At 41.4% G+C, this 21,301-nt stretch carries 7 protein-coding genes; 5 read left to right on the top strand and 2 right to left on the bottom strand.

From position 1 onward, the window contains the following. The first annotated feature begins 25 nt into the window (after positions 1-25). Positions 26-1,219 carry an ATP-binding protein gene (locus G457_RS0120020; RefSeq protein WP_026948045.1) on the top strand — a complete coding sequence of 398 codons (1,194 nt, stop codon included), beginning with the start codon at positions 26-28 and terminating at the stop codon, positions 1,217-1,219. Positions 1,220-1,274: 55 nt separating this feature from the next. Here G457_RS0120020 and G457_RS0120015 read toward each other — a convergent pair whose 3' ends face one another. After that, entirely contained in the window at positions 1,275-3,713 is a 2,439-nt protein-coding gene (locus tag G457_RS0120015) for a prolyl oligopeptidase family serine peptidase (RefSeq protein WP_026948044.1), read from the bottom strand. A 123-nt stretch (positions 3,714-3,836) separates the two neighbouring features. Here G457_RS0120015 and G457_RS0120005 point away from each other — a divergent pair, with 123 nt between their 5' ends. After that, positions 3,837-4,871 (top strand): DUF481 domain-containing protein, encoded by a 1,035-nt coding sequence (locus tag G457_RS0120005; RefSeq protein ID WP_026948043.1) that lies wholly within the window; start codon positions 3,837-3,839, stop codon positions 4,869-4,871. Between the two features lie 20 nt (positions 4,872-4,891). On the opposite strand, the gene G457_RS0120000 is transcribed toward G457_RS0120005, so the two are convergent. Further along, the gene (locus tag G457_RS0120000) at positions 4,892-6,502 is read right to left on the bottom strand and encodes a helix-turn-helix domain-containing protein (RefSeq protein WP_026948042.1); all 1,611 of its coding nucleotides are present in this window, start codon (positions 6,500-6,502) and stop codon (positions 4,892-4,894) included. Positions 6,503-6,633: 131 nt separating this feature from the next. Here G457_RS0120000 and G457_RS0119995 point away from each other — a divergent pair, with 131 nt between their 5' ends. From G457_RS0119995 to G457_RS22880, 3 genes are all read left to right on the top strand, one after another. Next, on the top strand, positions 6,634-7,209 hold the full coding sequence (locus G457_RS0119995) for an outer membrane beta-barrel protein (protein ID WP_026948041.1): 576 nt from the start codon (positions 6,634-6,636) through the stop codon (positions 7,207-7,209). Positions 7,210-7,283: 74 nt separating this feature from the next. Beyond that, complete coding sequence (locus tag G457_RS22440) at positions 7,284-7,877, top strand: hypothetical protein (RefSeq protein WP_051260931.1); 594 nt, start codon at positions 7,284-7,286, stop codon at positions 7,875-7,877. Between the two features lie 151 nt (positions 7,878-8,028). Further along, a partial coding sequence (locus tag G457_RS22880) for a DUF7507 domain-containing protein (RefSeq protein ID WP_162142723.1) occupies positions 8,029-21,301 on the top strand: 13,273 nt, incomplete at its 3' end.

The raw sequence follows: 21,301 nt of genomic DNA, 5'->3' as shown, positions 1-21,301 counted from the left end.
CTTTGTGTAAAATATAATTTACACAATGGAGAGCTTATTGATTAATTCTCAGGCCAAAGTTCAGCGAGTCTCCCTAGCATTCAGCCGTTTTTTATTGAAAAAGATTGATTGGAATCAACGCTTGATTGCCATCAATGGAACTCGGGGAGCTGGGAAAACCACCCTTTTGCTTCAGTATGCCAAAAAGTACCTAAAGGCAGACGGTTCCAGTCTATATGTTTCTTTGGATGATTTGTATTTTATGGATCATTCAATTCGGGAATTGGCAGAAGAATTTTATTTGGCAGGTGGGCTAGTTCTTCTTTTGGATGAAATCCATAAGTATCCGAATTGGTCAAGAGAGCTCAAACTGATTTATGATGACTTTCCGAATTTGAAAGTCGTCTTTACTTCTTCCTCCATTTTGGAAATATACAAAGGTGAGTCTGACCTCAGTCGTAGAGCAGTGAGTTACCTTTTACCAGAGCTTTCATTCCGGGAATTTATCGAGCTGGAGACAGGAATATCGCTTCCAGTCCTTTCATTTGATCAAATAATAGAAAATCATGTCAATCTTTCAGGTCGATTGATTAGTGAAATTCAGCCCATTGCACTTTTTCAAAAATACTCCAAATGGGGCGCTTATCCTTTTTTCAAAGAGGGAAGGGATGTTTATCTTGATAAACTTAGAAAAACTGTACAGCTAATTTTGGAGGTCGACCTGATGGCTGTGGAAAATATGGATTACGAGACTGTATTCAAGTTGAAAAAACTGATTCGGCTGATTGCCACCTCAGTTCCATTTACTCCCAATGTATCTGAATTAAGTCAGAAAACGGGTATTTCCAGGCCTAGTTTACTACGAGCATTTGATCTGCTCGAACGAGCCCGGATATTGCAGATTCTGCACAAACCCAATGCAGGCGTGGGAGCCTTAACTAAGCCTGAAAAGTTGCATTTGAGCAATTCAAATTTACTGTATGCTTTGGGGGAGGAAAATGTCAATGTTGGAACTATTCGTGAGACATTTTTCTCCAATCAACTGAAAATAGTCTCCACGGTGAACCTAGCCGATAAAGGTGATTTTTTGATTAATGAGAAAAGGCGATTTGAAATAGGCGGAAAAAACAAATCAAGCAAGCAGATCAAAGATTTGCCGGATTCATTTGTCGTCAGAGATGATATCGAAATAGGTGTTAAGAATAGAATTCCTTTGTGGCTCTTTGGCTTTTTGTACTAAAAAACCCTCCCCAGCTAAGCTGAAGAGGGTTTTCGCTTTTTGTCTTCTGCCTCTTTTATTTCGAAGGCTCAATCTTGTTTTTGTTCTTCACGTACTTATCCAGCCAGGTATCCATTTCATATAGCGTATGCAAAATGGACTCCTTAGCCGCGTAGCCATGGCTTTCGTGTGGAAGGAATACCAAGCGTGCTGTAGCTCCATGTCCCTTCAGCGCATTGTAGTAGCGCTCTGACTGAATCGGGAAGGTACCGGAGTTGTTGTCCGCTTGTCCGTGTATCAAAAGAATTGGTGTCTTTACTTTGTGTGCAAAAGAGAAAGGCGACATATTGAAATACACCTCAGGTGCTTCCCAATAGGTACGCTGCTCATACTGGAATCCAAATGGAGTCAAAGTTCGGTTGTAAGCACCGCTTCGTGCAATACCCGCCGCGAATAGATCAGTATGCGAAAGTAAATTGGCAGTCATGAAGGCACCATAAGAGTGTCCGCCAACCCCGATTCGGTTTCGGTCTCCGATTCCCAATTCCACGATGTGATCAATCGCAGCTTCGGCATTAGCTACCAGCTGCTCACGGAAGTAGTCATTGGGTTCCTTATCACCCTCACCCACGATCGGCATCTCAGTTTGGTCCATGATGGCATAGCCTTGAGTTACCCAGTAGATCGGAGAGCCCCAGCTGAGTCTGGTAAATCGGTATTTCGAACCTCGAACCTGTGCTGCGATTTCAGCAGACTTGTACTCGCGTGGATATGCCCACATCAATACCGGTAGTGGCGCATCTTCTCCCGGAGTAAAACCTTCCGGTGTATAAATCACCGCAGAAAGGTCCAAACCATCCTTTCGCTTGTATTTAACCAATTGCTTGTTGATGCCTTTTAGTCCTTCGTAGGGGTGTGCAAAATTTGTGATTTGCATTGGGGCAATACGCTTTTTGGTATTGACCATCCAGTAATTCGGTTGGATATCCGTGCTCTCTTTCAGGGTGATGAATTCGGTAGCGTCTTCATCGATCACCTTTACCACTCGCTCATAATATGGAGCCTGAGATCTCCAAAGGATTTTTTGTTCTTTGGTTTTAACATTGAAAGTAGAAAGAAACGGCATGCTTCCTTCTGGGCTCCCGCCTTCAGAAGTCATGAAAAGTAGGTCTCCTTTTCTTTTCAAGACATTTCTACCAAAATCATTGGTTTCGTAGATCGGGTCTCCCGGATCATTGTAAATATCATCATATGAGCGGTCGATGATCACTTGCTTGCCTTGGGAAGGGTTGGAAGGGTTGATCACAGAGCGGATTTCGCGACGTGCACCAAACCATCTTTCGTTGAGTATCGCAAAATCATCCGTTGACCAAGCGATCCCTCCAAAGCGAAGGGAAGTAGTGGCCAATTTTTGATTGGATCCATTGAATGGAGCGGCAAGTGTATAGACGATTTCCCGCTCTTCCATATCTACTTTTCCGTCGCCCCCATCTTGGGCCTCTACCCAATACAAAACGGCACCCTTGTCGGCTCTCCAGTTGATGCTACGAGGACCGGTGACAGTCGCATCAAAGCCCGTAGGCCGCACCTCATCCAATGGAATCTGAGCGAAGGTCTTTACTTTTTGACCTGCACTGGACCAAATCTCCACGTCGTAAGGGAAACGGCTGGCTGGTACCAGGTAAGAGAAAGGTTTTTTGATGATGTCAACCATAATGTATTTTCCATCTGGGGACAGGTCAAAGGATTTGATCATGGCAGTAGGTCCAACGGCCTTTTTTGTACCATCCAAATTGACAAGCATCAGTTGAGAATCCATGAAATAAGCGAAAAGCTGCTCATCGTAAGGATCTTTAAGCAAATCTTGGTAGGTACGGCTTGGAGCCGCATCCCCTGAAGTTTCCTGAGCGATAGGGCCTGATGGCGCAGAAGGTGCTTGAGGAATAGCACCACGTGAAGGGTTGACCGCTTTGATCAGGATTTGATTGTCAGGAGTCCAAGTCATTACGTTTCCGTAGACATCGTTAAGAATGGCATCGGTGAGTTTTTTGGCTTCAAAAGTGCTCAGATCCACTACCCAAAGACTGATGCCATTGGATTCAGTATTGGTAAAAGCCAAATACTTTTCGTCATTGGAGAGCCCTATGCCTCCGATAGAGGCATTTGCCGGGAGATTTTTGATCTGAATCTCTTCCCCAGAGCGAGTCATCCGAACTTTCAGGTTTTCGATTCCTCTGCTTCGGCTAGGGCCCGAAGTAGCCGGATTGATTCGCATTCCGGCGATCCGAAGTTCCGGCTGAGAAAGAGTTTCGATCGAAGGATTGTCTGCACGCTCGAGCATGAGCATCCAATCGGCATTTTCGGAGAAGACCACCGAAGGAGTACTTGGGGCATTGACCAAGTCAGCGATGGCTTTCGGTGGGGTTTGATAGGTAATTTGGGCGAATATGGGTTGACATACCCATACAGTAAATGCCCAAAGTAGTAGGCTTAGTTTTTTGGAAAAATTTTTCATCTGAATCTTTTTTGCCTAATTAAAATAAATTTTCAGGAATGAGATTGAAAAAGTTGCTGTGTGGTCAGAGATTTATTTTGGGAATAGTTTTCGGAGTTTTACTGATGAAGAAAAATTTTGGCTATGAATATTAGAGTGGTCTATTTATTCATATTTAGCTTGATTCTGCTTTTTTTCACAGGAAAAGCGACTGCGCAGGATACGCTCATCACCCAATACGGAGATCTTCTTTTGGGAAAAATAGAAAGGATCACTTCCAGTAAGGTATATTTTAAAACAGCCTACAGAACTACCGCGGTTGATATCAAATTGGAAGAAGTTGCAAGCCTGAGGAGCCCGGAAGGCTTTTTGGTAAATGATGTGCTAAACCAAAACTGGAGGGGTCAATTAATTCTCGATTCCACCCAAGTGAATCTAATTGGCTTACAGACAACAGACTCCCTTTATTATTTTGATCAAAAGGATATCTATGAAATCACAAAAGATGAGAAAAAGCGCTTCAAAGATCGCTTTCGGCTGGGAATAGATCTGGGTTTTGCCCGTGCCAAATCAGAAAATGCCCTTTCAATTTCCGCAGGGCTTCACTCCCGTTATCGCACTCGGCGCTGGGATACTAGCCTTGACTATCAGGATTATGCCTCTGTCATAGGAGAAACCTTGGTATCAAGAACGAGTCTGGATTATAATCTTGCATATATTTTCAAGAGGGAGTGGTTTGTCAATGGAAAAGCTTCATTGTTTTCCAGTACGGAACAAAGCCTGGACCTTCGAAGGGTATTTTCAGCAGGACTAGGGAAAAATCTGATCCATCGAGAAGAGAAGATCCTATCCTTTATGGGAGGAGTAGTATCGAATCGAGAGCGATTTAGCTTTAGGGCAGAGGAGTTTTCCAGCTTAGAAGGAATATTTTTTAGTCATTTGTCGGGGAAGTTTTGGGACAAGGTGAACCTCAATTTGGATTGGGCTGTATTCCCAAGTTTCTCTGAATCAGGTCGTGTTCGGAATACATTTGATTCTTCTCTTAGTTATCTCTTTTTGAACCACTTCAATATCGGGATTCATTATGTCCTGAATACAGATAACAGACCACCAATAGAAACTGAAAATCGTGATTTTATCTTGGTGATCAAATTTGGGTGGACATTTCAAAAGAGGTAATAGCTAATCTGGCTTTGCCATCATTTATCAATTAGCTCCTTTTTGATGTATTGGGAGGAATAGCCGGCAGTTTTGGCGACCTCTTCCATATCTATTCCTTTATTTAGTAGCCTTTTTGCCTCTTCCAATTTTACTTTTTTGAGGAATTTTCCAGGCGTGGTTTTGAATTGCTTGAAGTTTCTGTTGAGCTGAACGGTATTGGTGTCCAAGTAAGAAGCTAAGCCTTCTATAGTTTGAATTTTCTCGGATAGTATTTTGGCTTTCAGTTCTTCCAGACTCCATTCATTTTTGGAGGCATACTGTGGATTAAACTGCAGCTCTTTTCTTCTTTTTCTAAAAAGAATGAAACCGATCAGAAAACCAAAAACAGCCAAGGCCCCGCCAATCAGCCAAGTGGATTTTCTTTCACTTACAGGTACTTGCAGGGTGTTGAGTAGATTTGGCAGGTAGGATTTTTCAATTTCATAGGTATTGAGCTGGTAGAGCCCATCGACAGCACCTACATAAAGAATTTCTCCATGGAGCAAAAGCGCTTCCCGATTGAATTCTACATCTGGAATAATGGGAATAGGTCTTGGATAATCGGGGATCAAGACAAAAAGGCCATTTTCGGTTGCAATCCATAAATTGTTGAAATCATCTAAAGATGTCATCACCGAAAAGGGGGTATCTGCAAGCTGAAAGGCTTCGGGCTTATCAGGATTAATTTCATAAACACCATCGTCCGAACTAAATATCAGGCGATTGCCTACCGGGTAGATATCGTTGATGATACTTGGGACTTGAGCTAAAGTGTCAACATATTCACCATCCCAGCTTAAGCAAACCCCTTGGGAAGTCGCAAAAACCAAATTATTTCCAAATCCCTCCAAATCAAGGTACTCCAGTCCTTGATGAATGGGTTGGAGCTCGAAGCCAGGCAGGATTTTCGATACTGATTGGGTGTAAAGGGCGTAGTTTTCTCCTTTCCAGGATAGGACTTTTCTTGCTTTTCCAGAAAAAAGATTCGTAGCATTTGGAATGCTGTGTGTCGAGTCAGGAGGGAAAAACAAGCTTATCTCATCCCAAGCAATGTAGTATTGGGAGTCAATTTTCGTAAGAGGTCCATTTGAATACTCGGGGTTTTCCAGTTCTACACTATCGTTTACAAATATTCCCGAATAAGTCAAAATGACTTTCAAGCTATCTTCTATATAAATATCCCGAATAGACTTGTTGTGGTAACTTCGGGTGTAATGGTCCCTGATTTCATACTCAAATAATTCACTTCCTGTTGCAATGAAAAACCGAGACCCACTGCGAGCAGCCGTGGCAATAAATTGTCCCCTTTGGGGGATTAGTTCTTTGATGGAATTGATATCGAAGAGCTCTGAATTGGGGATAAAGTCGGACTCGAAAAACGTGTTTTTGTAAAAGACGTAGGGTTTCGAAAAGTTCTCTTGGATTTCGACCCAATTATCTCCTTCCAATTGGTATAAAGCGAGAGTGGTCTTTGCAAAAACCGTTTCCCGTGCCTCGAATACATTCTGTACCGGACTTGAAAACTGATGCTTGTTTACAAAGAGCGTGTCTTGTGAATACAGTGGTGTCCCAATCAAGAAAAACCAAATAATTCCAAAGCAGAAGCGCATTTTTTTGATAAATAACACTTAAAAATAACGCTTTTTATAAAAAAAACATTATCTGTTATTTTTTTCAAAGCGAAAAGTGCAGCAGTTATTCTGGGAAAGTCGAAATTTCTTAAAATCTAAATTCAAAAACTATGAAAAAGCTTTTAGCTACAGCATCGGTGGTTTTCATGCTTGTTTTTTCTCTTCAAGCGCAAGTAACCATCAAACCAGGTGTGGGTGTAAACTTCACCAATGTATCGGGCGGATCATTCGATGATTTAAAAGGTAATCCCGGGTTTCAATTTGGAGGTTCCGTAGCCTTCGGAGAAAAATTTTATTTCGAGCCGGGTGTCTTCTACCAAACTGAATCTGTCGAAGTGACTAGTGCGAATAATCCTTTTCCTGTCACAGATGGGAACTTCAAGGGATTTAGGGTACCGGTAGCAGTCGGATTAGAGGTACTAGGAGATGCAGATTCTTTTGCAGGACTTAGGATTTTTGGAGGAGCATCCGGATTCTTTGTGACTAGCGTCAGCAATGAATTCCTGAGTGAAGATGATTATGCATCTCCTAAATGGGGTGTATTTGCCGGGGCAGGGGTGGATATTGCTATTTTCTATGTGGATCTGTCATATCAATGGTCTTTGACAAACATTACTACCGACGTAGCCGATGTTGAATTGGGAAAGTCTAATGGTCTATTTCTGACTGCTGGATTGCGATTCTAAATAAACGTCAGTTTTCTACGATTCTAACCACTAACCTCAACGGAGCTGGCTGTTGCTAGCTCCTTTTTCGCTTTATGAAAAATATCGATCTCAGAATTTTAATTGGTTTTCTTGTTTTGTTTGGCTGTAAATCCAGCAGTTCGGTAGAAGAAATTTCTTCTGAAATTTCAGCCATACAGGTGATTTCTGATACTACCAGAGAAGAAAGCCCCTATTCTCAAAACGATCAGGAAAATATCAAAAGGTTAATCCAAAAAACTTTGACGGATATCTTCAAGGAAGATTTGGAAAAAGGTTTTTTGGATTCGCTTAGCAGGCAATTTAAATATAGCCAAGTGGACCTTAATGAAGATGGAAATTTGGAGATTCTGGTCGGATTGACCGGGCCTTATTTCTGCGGATCAGGAGGTTGTACCGTTTTGCTATTTACCAGCCATGGAGATGTGATCACCCGCTTCTCTGTGGTAAAATATCCAGCCTATGTAGATTCAGAAACTACAAATGGCTGGAAGAATTTGATTCTCTATAGTGGAGGTAAAAATAGGGTTGTGAAATTCGATGGACAGAAATATCCTAGTAATCCATCGACTTTACCAGTTTATAGTGACCAAGTAGAAAGTTTAAATAAAGTGCTGGATTGGATGGAGTTAAATTCATTTGACTTCTAAAATTATTTACATCAGATTCAGTGACGTTTCATTTAAATCCGAGTTTAGATTCAATCATGTATTTCGTTGATAAGAATATTTCTGAGTAGATTTTATGCTTAAAGTTTTACAAAATTCTTCAAACCTATTTTTTTCTTTTCTTTCAAATTTCTTGAATGAAAAGAGTTGGGTTTTTCTCTGCGTTTTTATTGCGACGATTTATTCCTCAAAGGCACAAAATCATGCCCTTGATTTTAACGGGAGTAACCAATATGGGCAAGTGCCTCATAATGACGCATTAAAGCCCAATCAATTTACTGTTGAGGCCTGGGTGAGAGCTGACGCTGCAAACGGTTCCTATCAAACTATTGTATCAGGAGCTGGCAATTACAATAATTCAAGAAATGCATATGGATATATCTTATACAATTACAATAACCGATGGGTTCTTGCCTATGGGAATCAAGCGGAATTTCGATACTTAACTTCAAACACTCCAGTACAAGTAGGAGTCTGGACGCATGTAGCTGCGACCTATAATGGAAGCCAATTTAGGTTATATGTGAATGGGAACTTAGATAGAAACGTAAATGATGGATTTAGCCCAGATAAACCTAATGGAACTACTCTATATATAGGTGCTGATTATACTTCTACAGGTGATTATTTTGATGGACTAATTGATTACGTAAGAATTTGGAATACTGCACTGACCGAGCAGCAGATAAGAAATAATATTTCAAGAAGCATTCCGCCAAATGAAAATAACTTGGTTGCTAATTATGAATTTAATGAGGGAAGTGGAAGCTCGTTTGCAAATAGAAGTACCAATGTCTCGGGGTTAAATGGAACTCTAGTCAATGGTCCAACTTGGGTGAACTTTCCTAGAAAAACCTTGCATCTAAAAACTGATGCAGGGCTATCTAATAGTGGGACTAATGTTACTGGATGGCAGGATCAAGCAGGTATCAATAATTTTACAATAACCGGTACAGCTGGTTATGTTTCTAATGGAATAAACTTTCATCCAACAGTTTCATTTAATAATACAAATTCTATTACAACTATACCCTCAAATCGCTTAGAAGGGGATAAACGAATTGCTTATACCGAAGGATTAGCCGTTTACAAACACACAAATGCTAATTCCACTTTTTTAGGGAGTGTTACTCGTGTAGGCAATTCCTATGGAGTAAACATTTTTGGAAGTTTTGGAGCCAATTCTGTTTGGGTAGGATCGGGAGATGGGGGAAATTATAGCCACTATACAGCTCCTGGACTCACAAACTCCTTCGTACTTTCTGACATCAACATTTTTCCAAGTTCACCTCATATTCAGGGTAGAACGAATGGTACAAGCTACACCGTAACAGATAATGGCTCTGATTTTAGAGAGATTTCTTTTACGCCGATGATCGGTGGTACAAATAATGACAACAATTCAGGAGGTTGGCCACATGCAGTGGGAGAAGTGGCAGAAATGATTTTATTCTCAAGCTATTTGAGTTCCGCCGAAAGATCTATCCAAGAAAGTTATCTCGCAATCAAATATGGTATTCATCTAAATTCAAATTATGTAAATTCCAATTCATCGGTGATATGGAATTCTTCTGCTAATTCCCAATATCATCATGATGTTTTTGGCATTGGTCGTGATAACACGACTGGCCTAAACCAAGCCAGTTCAAATAGTGTAAATACAGGTGGAGGTAATGGCACCGGACAAAGTGGAAAGGGGAATCTCGTAATTCAGAACCCATCTTCATTAGATAATAATGATTTTCTCTTAATAGGTCATAATAATTCAGGATTAGTAGAGCAAAATACTGACCTACCAGCTTCCTTATCAGGTAATAAGCGTATTGCTCGGGAATGGAAAGTAGGAAAAATTAATGAGGTGGGTACTGTAAGACTTAGCTTTAGCACACTTGGTCTGTCAGTCACAGGTACTTCTGCAAATGATTTCAAACTATTGATTGATACGGATGGCAACGGCAATTTTGCAGATGGCACTGTTACTGTACTTGATGCCACATCTTATTCTGTAAATGTTTTAACTTTTGATGCTGTTACCTTACCACAAGGTGCAGTATTTACTTTTATTACTGATTCTAGTAGAGGTCCTGGACCTGGAATACCGGGAGCATCATTGTGGCTGAAGGCAAATGCAGGGGTTTCGCCCTCAACAGGAACTTTGGCTACTTGGACAGACCAGACGAGTAATCACGCAACAAGCATTGCTGGAGATCCTCAGGTTACTTCCCAACTAGCAAATTTTAACCCGACGATCGTTTTTGATGGAGTTGATGACAGGGTTTTTATTCCTCATAATTCCAGTTTAAATACGCCTGCATTTACCCTAAGTACTGTTGTGAGTTCCTCCCAATTTAATAGTGGTAATATTATAAATAGTCTTGATTTGAGTAATTTTTTCTCTCCTGCAGGATACGCATTGGAAATAGGTAGCGAACAGTGGCAGTTTATTGTCGGAAATGGTACATCCTTAACTAGTATTAGTGGAGGACCAGTTAACCTGAATGAATGGAAGCTTCTTACTGCTAAGTTTGAAGGCACAACGGCAAGTTTTTATGTAGATGGTAGGCTAGCTGGGACTGCATCAATAGCTAGATTTTCTCAGAATACACAAAGGAATTTTAAAATCGCCCATACGGAAACCAATCTTTTGAATCCTATCTCCTTTTTTGCGGGCGATTTAGCAGAGATTTCATATTTCGGTAATGCTTTAACCACCAATGATCAAGTAAAACATGAAAGTTATTTGGCATTAAAATATGGGATTACTTTAGATCCTTCAGTAACCAATTATACTTCTTCGGCAGGTACAGTACTTTGGAATAATACAACCTATTGGCACGATGTGTTTGGAATAGGCAAAGACGATGCTTCCTCACTAGAACAGACTCAATCCAGTAGTATCAATACCGGTTCTGGTGATGGAACAGGACAAAGCGGGAAGGGAAATATAGTGCTAAGTAACCCTTCCAGCTTAGACAATAATGACTTTTTGTTAATCGGCCACGACAACGGGGCCTTTACCGAACAAACCACAGATTTGCCGGCTTCTCTGATTGGATTTAGACGGATAGGCCGCGAATGGAAAGTGAGACATACTGGTAATGTAGGTACTGTCACGCTAAAATTTAGCACGCTTGGCCTGACACTGTCAGGAACGACCGCTGCGGATTTCAAATTGCTGATAGATGCAGATGGCAATGGGGACTTTACCAATGGAACAGTGACTGAGGTTACTCCATCTTCTTTTACGGGAGATGAACTTACATTCAATGCAGTAAACCTGCCCAATGGAGCTGTGTTTACCTTACTTACACCAAAACCGCAAGCCGGCCCAGGAGTACTTGGAGCCAATCTTTGGCTAAAAGCCAATGAAGGCGTAACCAATAGCGGAGCTAATCTAGCGGGTTGGGTAGATCAAACAGGCACGAATACCTTTACTATCTCTGGAAACCCTCAAACGGGTGCTTCTAAAATAAACTTCAATAATGCCATTGATTTTGACGGTAATGGTGATTATCTGACTGGAAATAGTCCCATTACCTTTCAAACCCTTTATGCAGTTTCAAAACTTGGAACAAGTGGGCAGCTGACCTTAATTAGTTCAACCTTGTCATCAGATGGATCGGCTACCAACAGAGGCTATATGGCCAAAGGACCCAATTTACGGACTGGTAATAATCAAGGAATCTATTTTAATTCTACTGGTGATTTAGGGACAAGTTTAGCAAGGCTTTCTGTCGTTGAACTCGTCGCCGGGCAATTGCCTGCTAACCACAAAACATATATTGATGGTACTTTTCATGCTACTACTTTATTAGCAGGGTCAAATGCCGCAATGAATCCATTTTCTGCTATTCCGTATATCGGGCGTTCAACCGATCCTAACGAACAGGATCTTTATAATGGGCAAATTGCAGAGATCATCATGTATTCGACCCCCCATTCAGAATTAGAAAGGAATAAAATCCAGTCTTACCTAGCGATAAAATACGGAATTACCCTAGACCCATCAGTAACCAGCTATGTCAATTCTTCAGGAAACACAATCTGGGATAATCAGACTTATTGGCATGATGTTTTTGGTATTGGAAAGGATGAGGCATCTACCCTAAATCAAACCCGATCCAACAGTATCAATACAGGTTCAGGTGATGGAATCGGTCAAACGGGTAAAGGAAACATCATTATCAGTAATCCTTCTTCCTTGGATGATCGTGACTTCTTGATAATTGGTCATAACAATGATGACCTAACTACCCAAACTACAGATTTGCCGGCTAATTTGGGAGTCTTACGAGTGAAACGAGAATGGAAAGTCCAGAGAACAGGGGATCCCGGAACCGTTAACTTGTCGTTTGACTTGAACGGCTTGACCTTTAACGGTTCAAAAGCTGAAGATTTTAAGTTAGTGGTGGATACCGATGGAAATGGAGATTTTACTGATGGCAATCCCAACATTGTAAATTCTACTTCATTTTCTGGAAATATTATTTCCTTTGATGGAATCAACCTACCCAATGAGGCGGTATTCACATTCGTAACAGGGCCTGGTGATGCATCTTGGACTTTAACCAAACAAGCATCTCCAACTACATTTGATGCTATTGGAGTGGGATTAGGGTATCAATTTACTGCCACCAACACTGGAAATGTAAGTATTTCAGGTGTTTCAATCAGTGATCCTTTGATACCTAACTTGTCACAAACTCCAATTCGAGGAACTGATATTGGGAACGATGGGATTTTAAGTCCAGGGGAAGCTTGGAGATATGTGGGGGCTTACATAACGACTCAGGCGGATTTAGATCGAGGTTTTGTAGAAAATACCGCAACGATTTCTGGTACACCGGCTGGTGGAAATTTGCAGGATGCCGTCTCAAACACAGTAAGGGTCACGGCTGTTCCGAACCCATCTTGGACATTAACCAAACGAAGTTCTTCAACATCCTTTAGTACAACTGGTTTTGGATTGCCTTATGAGTTTATAGCCACCAATACTGGGAATGTTAGTATTTCAGGAATTTCAATCAATGACCCACTAATTCCAAACTTATTACAAACCCCAATCCAAGGAACTGATATTGGGAACGATGGGATTTTGAGTCCAGGAGAGGCCTGGAGATATGTGGGGGATTACACGACGACTCAGGCGGATTTAGATCGAGGTTTTGTAGAAAATACCGCAACGATTTCAGGTACACCTTCAGGAGGAACATTAGGAGATGCAAGGTCTAATACTGTTATAACGAATGCGATACAAAATCCGAGTTGGACTTTAAACAAAATCGCCGCTACCCCATCATTTAATTCGGCAGGAAGTCCAATCATCTACAAGTTTGTATTAACCAACACAGGAAATGTTCCAATAACGAATGTCAGGCTAATTGATATTACAATTAATCGAGAACCAGGAATCAATCAAGCTACGGATATAGGAGATGATCAAATTCTTAGTCCTGGGGAGGTTTGGGAATATGTAACTTCTTATCGGACTACACAAGCGGATTTGGATGCCGGGTTCTTTACTAATATTGCAAGAGCTACTGGAAATTCTGTCGCTGGAGCATTAACTCCAGCATCTGATACAGTGACCGTTAATGCAATCCAAAGCCCAGCTTGGACCTTGACAAAGTCGACGACAGCAACGGGTTATTCTCAAGTAGGCGATGTGATTCCTTATGAATTCCAATTGTCCAATATAGGTAATGTCAGCATAAGCAATGTGAGTCTTGCAGATAATCTATTGTTATCTCCACCAGTATTGGTAAGTGGAGATGGAGGAAATAAAAGTGTGCTTGAAGTTGGAGAGACATGGGTATATCAAGGCTCTTATACAGTGACACAAGCGGACTTGGATGCTGGAATTATTACCAATACTGCTTCTGCTTCAGGCACCCCTTCTGGAGGAAACCTTGCTGATATTTCTGATTCGATTACTATATCGGCAGTACAAAATGCTGCAATTGATTTTATAAAGATTGTGGCAAGTATTCCTGCTACTTATGGGGCAGTGGGGGATACTATAGTTTATCAGATGGGCTTGCAAAATACTGGAAACGTTACCATCAGTAATGTGAAAGTTGAAGACCCAACGGTAACATCTGGTCCTACATTAAGCTCAGGTGATACTAATTCAAATGGCCTTTTGGATGTAGGTGAATCATGGACCTATAATGCTATCTACATCGTAAATCAAGATGATATAGATGCGGGTAGTGTAACTAATGTGGCAACTGCCAGTGGTACTCCATCTGGAGGTACGCTAAATGATGTTACTTCTTCTGTGACAGTCGTAGGTCAGCAAGCAATAGCCTTGGATCTGGATAAGACAGTCAGTACGAATTCTTTTATCAATGCTGGAGAAATAGTCACCTATACCTTCACGGTAACCAATAATGGTAATGTGACACTAAAAGAAGTGATTCTTTCCGATGCCCGAATCAATTTCAATCAGTCCATCGGTATTTTGGCTCCGGGTGAAACGCAAACTTTTACTTCTGATTATACCATTACTCAAGCAGATGTAAATTCCCAGATAGTGATCAACACGGCCACTGTCTCAGGGAAATCTCCATCTGATGTGGTGGTGGATGCAACAGCTTCGGCTTATGTTGCAGGTCAGGACCAAGGGGCGTTAGAGGTAATTAAAAAAGTAAAAGAGAAAACTTATTCCCAAGCTGGAGAAACGCTCAATTATGATATTCTAGTTAGAAATGTTGGAAATATCACGGTCAATACCATTCAGGTAACGGATAATCTGACTGGCTTTAGTACTACCATTCCTAGTCTTGCTCCTGGTGTAAGTACGACCTTAGCCACCAGTTATGCAGTCACCCAGCCAGATGTCGATGCAGGCAAAGTTGTCAACGAGGTGAACGTAAGTGGGGTAGAAGCCTCGCCTCAGGCGACGGTATTGACGGCAAAGGATATTGAAGTTTCTACTGCTAATATATCGCCTTCAATCAATGTTCAGACAAGTTTGCAATCTGGCCCTAATCCCTATTCAGCATTAGGTGAAATTCTGACTTTTGAGACTGTTGTGACAAATACTGGAAATGTCACCTTATCGAATGTTACTATTTCTGAACCGCTGTCAGGAATTACAATACCAGCCTTGACTTCTTTGGCGCCAGGGACTTCTCAATCCTTTACTTTTACTTATACCATAAAGCAGTCTGATTTGGATGCTGGAAGCGTGACAAATTTTGTTTCTGTTTCTGGAACTTCTCCTTCAAATGTTCAAGTAACCAGTCAGGCTTCCATTACTATTCTATCCAGACAAAATAATGGTATCCTTTTGACTAAAAGTGGAAATCCAGCTACCTATTCCCAGATAGGCGAAGAGATTACTTATAGTTTGGAAGTTCGGAATACCGGGAACGTTTCCCTATCTAATGTGACCATTACGGATCCATTGACTGGACTAAATCAAAACTTAGGTCCAATTATTTCAGGAGTTTCCATTCCAGTTACGGCTACTTATAGAATAACGCAGCAGGATTTGGATAGAGGATTTGTAAGTAATACGGCAAGGGTATCCGCTACTGATCCAAGTAATCAGTCTATTTCTACCACAGCGATCGATACAGTGAGAGCGGTACAGAATCCGCAATTGACTCTTCAGAAAACAGCTGATAAATCAAGTTATTCGACCTTGGGTGAGCCGATTACTTATACCCTTACTATCAGTAATCCTGGAAACGTTACCTTGAAAAATTTGCTTGTTTCTGATCCTCTAACAGGGGTAAACAGTAATCTGGGCACCTTGTCTCCAGGAGATACTAAAACAGTCAAAACTACTCATCTGGTGACCCAACAAGACTTGGATGCAGGAGACTTGACGAATACTGCAATAGTGGATGCGGTAGATCCTAATGCAGTCACTATAGAGGTTACAGATGCGCTGACAATCAATGCCGTTCAAAATCCTGGAATTGAGATAGTCAAAACAGCGCTTACCTCTACTTATGTCGCAGTCAATGATTTGCTAGAGTATGAAATAAAGGTTACCAATACAGGAAATGTGACCCTAAGCTCCGTTACAGTTGAGGATCCTTTGACTCAGACAAACCAGAATGTAGGAACGCTTATTCCTGGCGCTAGTCAAACAATCACGGTTAGTTATTTTGTAACACAGGCTGATTTAGACAATGGTTCGATTATAAATACGGCTACAGTTAGCGCCACTGATCCTAGTTCGAATACTGTCCAAGATCAGAGTTCGGTAACGGTTCAAGGCACATCAAGTCCTTCCCTAAACTTTACAAAAGCAGCAGATAAAATCAATGTTCAGGCAGTTGGAGAGATAATTACCTATTCCCTTGAGGTGACCAATACTGGAAATGTGACTTTGTCCGACCTAGTGGTGGAGGATAATTTGACAGGCTTTGTTTCTTCACCTCCATTTACTTTGGCACCAAATGCTAGTCAATCTTTCACTACTACTTATACGGTAAATCAAGCAGATTTGGATCTAGGCTATATTGAAAATATTGCTAGAGTAGGTGGTCAAGATCCATTTAACTTAGCTATTGATGGAGCGGATACTTTAAATATTCAGGCACTTCAAGGGCCTGCCTTAGAGCTGGAGAAAACGGTAAGTCAAACTACCTTCAAAGCGGCTGGTGAAGTTGTGACCTATACTTTTGTTGTAACCAATATAGGTAATGTCACCCTTACAGGTGTGGTGCTTGATGATCCTAGAGTTTCTTTCAATCAAGCTGTGGGAACACTAGCCCCTGGTGCAAGTCAAACATTTAGCTTTGATTATACCTTATCTCAGGCTGATGTAGATGGTCAGGTTGTTATTAATACGGCGACAGTTACAGGAATTGCTCCTGATTCCAGTATTGTAAGCGTCAATGATGTAGCCTATGTGACCATTGAAGATTTGGGAGCATTGGATATCAATAAAGTCGCATTAAACAAATCATATTCTTCAGTAGGAGAGCAAGTAGACTTTGAGATCACGGTAAGCAATATTGGAAACGTAACCATTGACAATGTTCGAGTAATCGATGCTTTGACAGGCTTGGATAGCAATATCGGTAATTTGCAGCCTGGTGCCAATGTAGTGGTTCCGACAAGTTATGTGATCACTCAAGCAGATATTGATGCGGGTAAAATAGTGAATCTTGCCACTGTGGAAGGTGTGGAGAACACTCCTCAAGCGAGACCAGTCTCTGCAAAAGATGAGGCAACTGCATTTGCCATTCGAAATGGTGCGGTAAAAATTGAAAAAGTTACTTCGACTCCTACCTATGATGTTTCCGGATTCACTTTACGGTATGAATTGTTAGTTACCAATACCGGTAATGTCACCTTGACCAATGTGCGTGTTACAGATCCTTTGACCAAGTTGGATCAGATAATTCCTTCGCTTTCACCAGGTCAGGCTGTGAACATCCCAACTACTTATCTGGCCACACTTACCGACATGAATATTAGTGAAATCACGAATTTGGCTTATGTCTCGGCAACAACTCCAGGAAGTTTGACTGTATCTGATAAGGATGCAGTCAGAAGTCAGGCTGTTCAGAGACCTGCTTTGAGTTTGGCAAAGACAGCAAATGTTTCGGATTACGATCAGGTAGGCGATTTGATTACCTATACTATAGAAGCTACCAATTCAGGGAATGTCACGCTTTTCAATTTGGTCGTTTCAGATCCGTTGACAGGCACAAATCAAAATATTGGTAACCTTGATCCAGGTCAATCATTCTCAATCACAGAAATTTATCAAATTACTCAGGCAGATTTGGATGCTGGTTCGGTTGTCAATACCGCAGAAGTGGCTGGATTGGATTCTAATTCCAACTCAATTTCAGCAACAGCTTCGGCAACGGTACCTGCTATTCAAAATGGCAAAATAGAGTTTACCAAGACAGGTTCACCAAATTCTTATGACCAAGTAGGAGATATAATCACCTATCGTTTGACTGTTAAGAATACCGGTAATGTGACTTTACGAAATTTGGTGATTACGGATCCGCTGACTGGGTTCAATCAAACTTTTGCAACACTCCCACCACAAAGTAGTCAAGTCATCAATGAGACATATGCCGTAGCACAATCCGATATTGATGGAGGATTTATACTTAATACCGCCAATGTTCAGGCCTTTGACCCAGCCAATCAAAAGCTGGTGGCTTCTGACACTTATGTGATCGGTGCCCAACAAAATCCGGGGATTGCGTTGACTAAGGTGACTACAACGCCGACTTACAGTCAGGTTGGTGATATTTTATCCTTCACCTTAGAGATAAGTAATACAGGAAATGAAACTTTAACGGATGTTACGGTGAAAGATCCACTGACTAATTTGGATCAAAATCTGGGAACCATCAGTCCGGGACAAAGTCAAACTTTGGTTACTACTTATACCATTACTCAAGCTGATCTTGATGCCGGTCAAGTTACAAACACAGCCTCTGTTAGTGGGTTGGATCCTAATAGCCAGTCCTTAGTAGCAAGTGCTGCTTCTATTGCTAATGCCATCCAAAGTCCTGCATTAAGTTTGACAAAAACTAGTCAGAGCAATACCTACTCTCAAAATGGAGAATTAATCACCTTTGATCTAAGAGTAGAAAATACTGGCAATGTCACATTGCAAAATGTGCTTGTGAAAGATCCATTGACAGGGCTGAATCAGAATGTTGGCACCTTGTCTCCGGGTCAATCAACATCTGTTTCTACTTCCTACCGAATAACTCAGAAGGATCTTGATAAGGGTCAGTTTATTAATACTGGTATTGTTGAAGGAACCGATCCATTGGGAAATACGATTCGAGTTTCCGAGTCGGAAACAATTACAGCCCAACTGAATCCTGAAATTGAAATCACCAAATCAGCTATTCCTACTACTTATGATCAGGTAGGGGATGTTATTCGGTATGTGCTTAAGATTCGAAATACCGGAAATGTGACCATGAATTCCATTCGTGTGACCGATCCGCTTACGGGATTGGATCGAAATCTTGGAATTTTAGTACCTAAGAAGGTTCTTACCCTCAATGAAAGTTATACCATTACTCAGCTTGATATTGACCGCGGGGAAGTAATCAATACGGCTTTTGTAAGTGCAAAGAGTCCAGATAAAACAGATTATCAGGACAGTTCGAGAGTAATCGTTACTGCTATTCAAAATCCTGGCTTAGGCCTCACAAAAACAACTGCTACTCCTTTCTATTCAAATGTAGGGGATGTGTTGAATTTTGATTTAGTGGTGAAAAACACGGGTAATGAAACCTTATTCAAGGTCAGATTGCAGGATCCATTAACTGGACTCGTTCAAAGTTTGGGAACCATGAATCCTGGAGATAGCATCTCAGTTTCTACAAGTTACACGGTCACCCAAGCAGATGTGGATGGAGGACAGGTTGATAATTCAGCTTCAGTGCTCGGATTGGATCCAAAAAATAAGAAAGTTAGTGCATCTGCTAGTTCGGTCGCTATAGCTAGTCAGGCACCAAGTATTGATATCAAAAAGACTGCTACCCCAACTACCTTTGACCAGATAGGGGACATCATTACCTATCAGCTTGAAATTTCCAATACGGGTAACCTTACCTTAAGTGATGTGGTAGTGGTAGATCCATTGACAAATACCAACCAAGCCATTGGGACTCTGACGCCGGGTCAAAAAATCACTGTGACCGAAGCCTATCAGATAAAGCAATCCGATATTGACAATGGGTCTGTGATTAATACAGCTTCAGTAACTGCCCTTGATCCTAATGGACTTGACGTTTCTGATAATGCAAGTGCTACTGCTACCGCAGTGCAAAACCCTGGTATTGGTATCATCAAATCGACCGTCACTCCTGGTAATTATTCCCAACCAGGCGACGAGATTGAGTTTACCATCATTGTATCAAATACTGGAAATGAAACGCTAACCGATGTAACTGTTGTTGATCTGCTTACCAACCTAAATCAAGTAGTAGGGACTTTATTGCCTGGTGAAACTCAGACAATCACCACGTCTTATTTTGTTTCACAAGCAGATATCGATGCAGGAAAAGTAATTAATACAGCTACTGTTTCGGGAACCGATCCAAACAGCTTTATTCTAACTTCATCCGCAGTTTCATTGGCATCAGCAATTCAGTCTTCATCGATTTCGATTGTGAAAACTGCTGATAAAAATGACTTCAATCAATTAGGTGAGATTATAACATATAGCTTTGAGCTTACAAATACAGGTAATACAACGCTTTCAAACATTGTTCTAAGTGATCCATTAATTAATCTTACTGAATCGGTTCAGCCATTAAGCCCAGGTGCTAGCTATACAACTTTGGGTACTTACACAGTTAAACAATCTGATTTGGACCAAGGCTTTATTAGAAATGTAGCAAGTCTTTCAGCAGAGGATCCTACCAATTCAATTTTAAGAGATGCTGATACCTTGTTAATCAATGCAGTTCAAAATCCTGCGTTGACTCTGATAAAGACTGCCTCTGCTCAATCGTATTCATCTGTTGGAGAAGATATTACCTATGATTTGACTGTTACAAACTCTGGAAATGTCACCTTAACGGATTTGAATTTGGTTGATCCGCTTACAGGACTAAATCAAGATCTGGGTGATTTCATTCCTGGAGAGTCTATCAGTATTCAATCAAACTATGTAATTACACAAGGGGATTTAGATGCGGGAGAGGTAAAAAATACAGCCACAGTTAGCGGCTTAGATCCAGGTTCACAAGAGGTTAGTGATTCTGATACGGTAGTCATGAATGCCGTTCAAAATCCTGATTTGTTGTTTGAGAAAATTGCAATCCCAAGAATTTTTGATCAAGCAGGGGACCAAATCACTTATACCCTTACGATAACAAATACGGGCAATTTGACCCTTAATTCATTACAATTAACAGACCCACTTACTGCTACCGATAGTAGTATAGGATCGATTGCCCCTGGACAAGCAAAAACTCTAACGGTAGTTTATCAGACTTCCCAACAAGATGTTGATTCTGGAGAGGTGTTGAATACAGCTACTATTACGGGGCTTGATCCATTCGGAAATTCGATCACAAGAATAGACACAGCACTTGTTACCGCGATCCAGAATCCGGGCATCGGCTTGATCAAGGTATCGGACAAGAAGGAATACAGCCAGGTAGGCGAGGTGTTGACCTATACGCTGACGGCGGTGAACACGGGCAACGAGACGCTGACCGATGTAACGATCACTGATCCGCTGACCGGACTGACGCAGAACGTGGGCAGCTTGTCACCGGGCGAGAGCCAGAGTGTGACGACGAGCTACACGGTGACCCAGCAGGACCTTGACAGCGGGCGTGTACTGAACACGGGCACGGCGAGCGGCACGGATCCGAACCAGACGGTGGTGAGCGCGGATGCGCAGGCGGTTTCCAATGCGGTTCAGACTCCAGGTCTTGGAC

Source organism: Algoriphagus marincola DSM 16067, assembly GCF_000429405.1.
GTDB classification, from domain to species: Bacteria; Bacteroidota; Bacteroidia; order Cytophagales; family Cyclobacteriaceae; genus Algoriphagus; species Algoriphagus marincola.
This window is presented reverse-complemented; position numbering and strand designations above follow the sequence as displayed.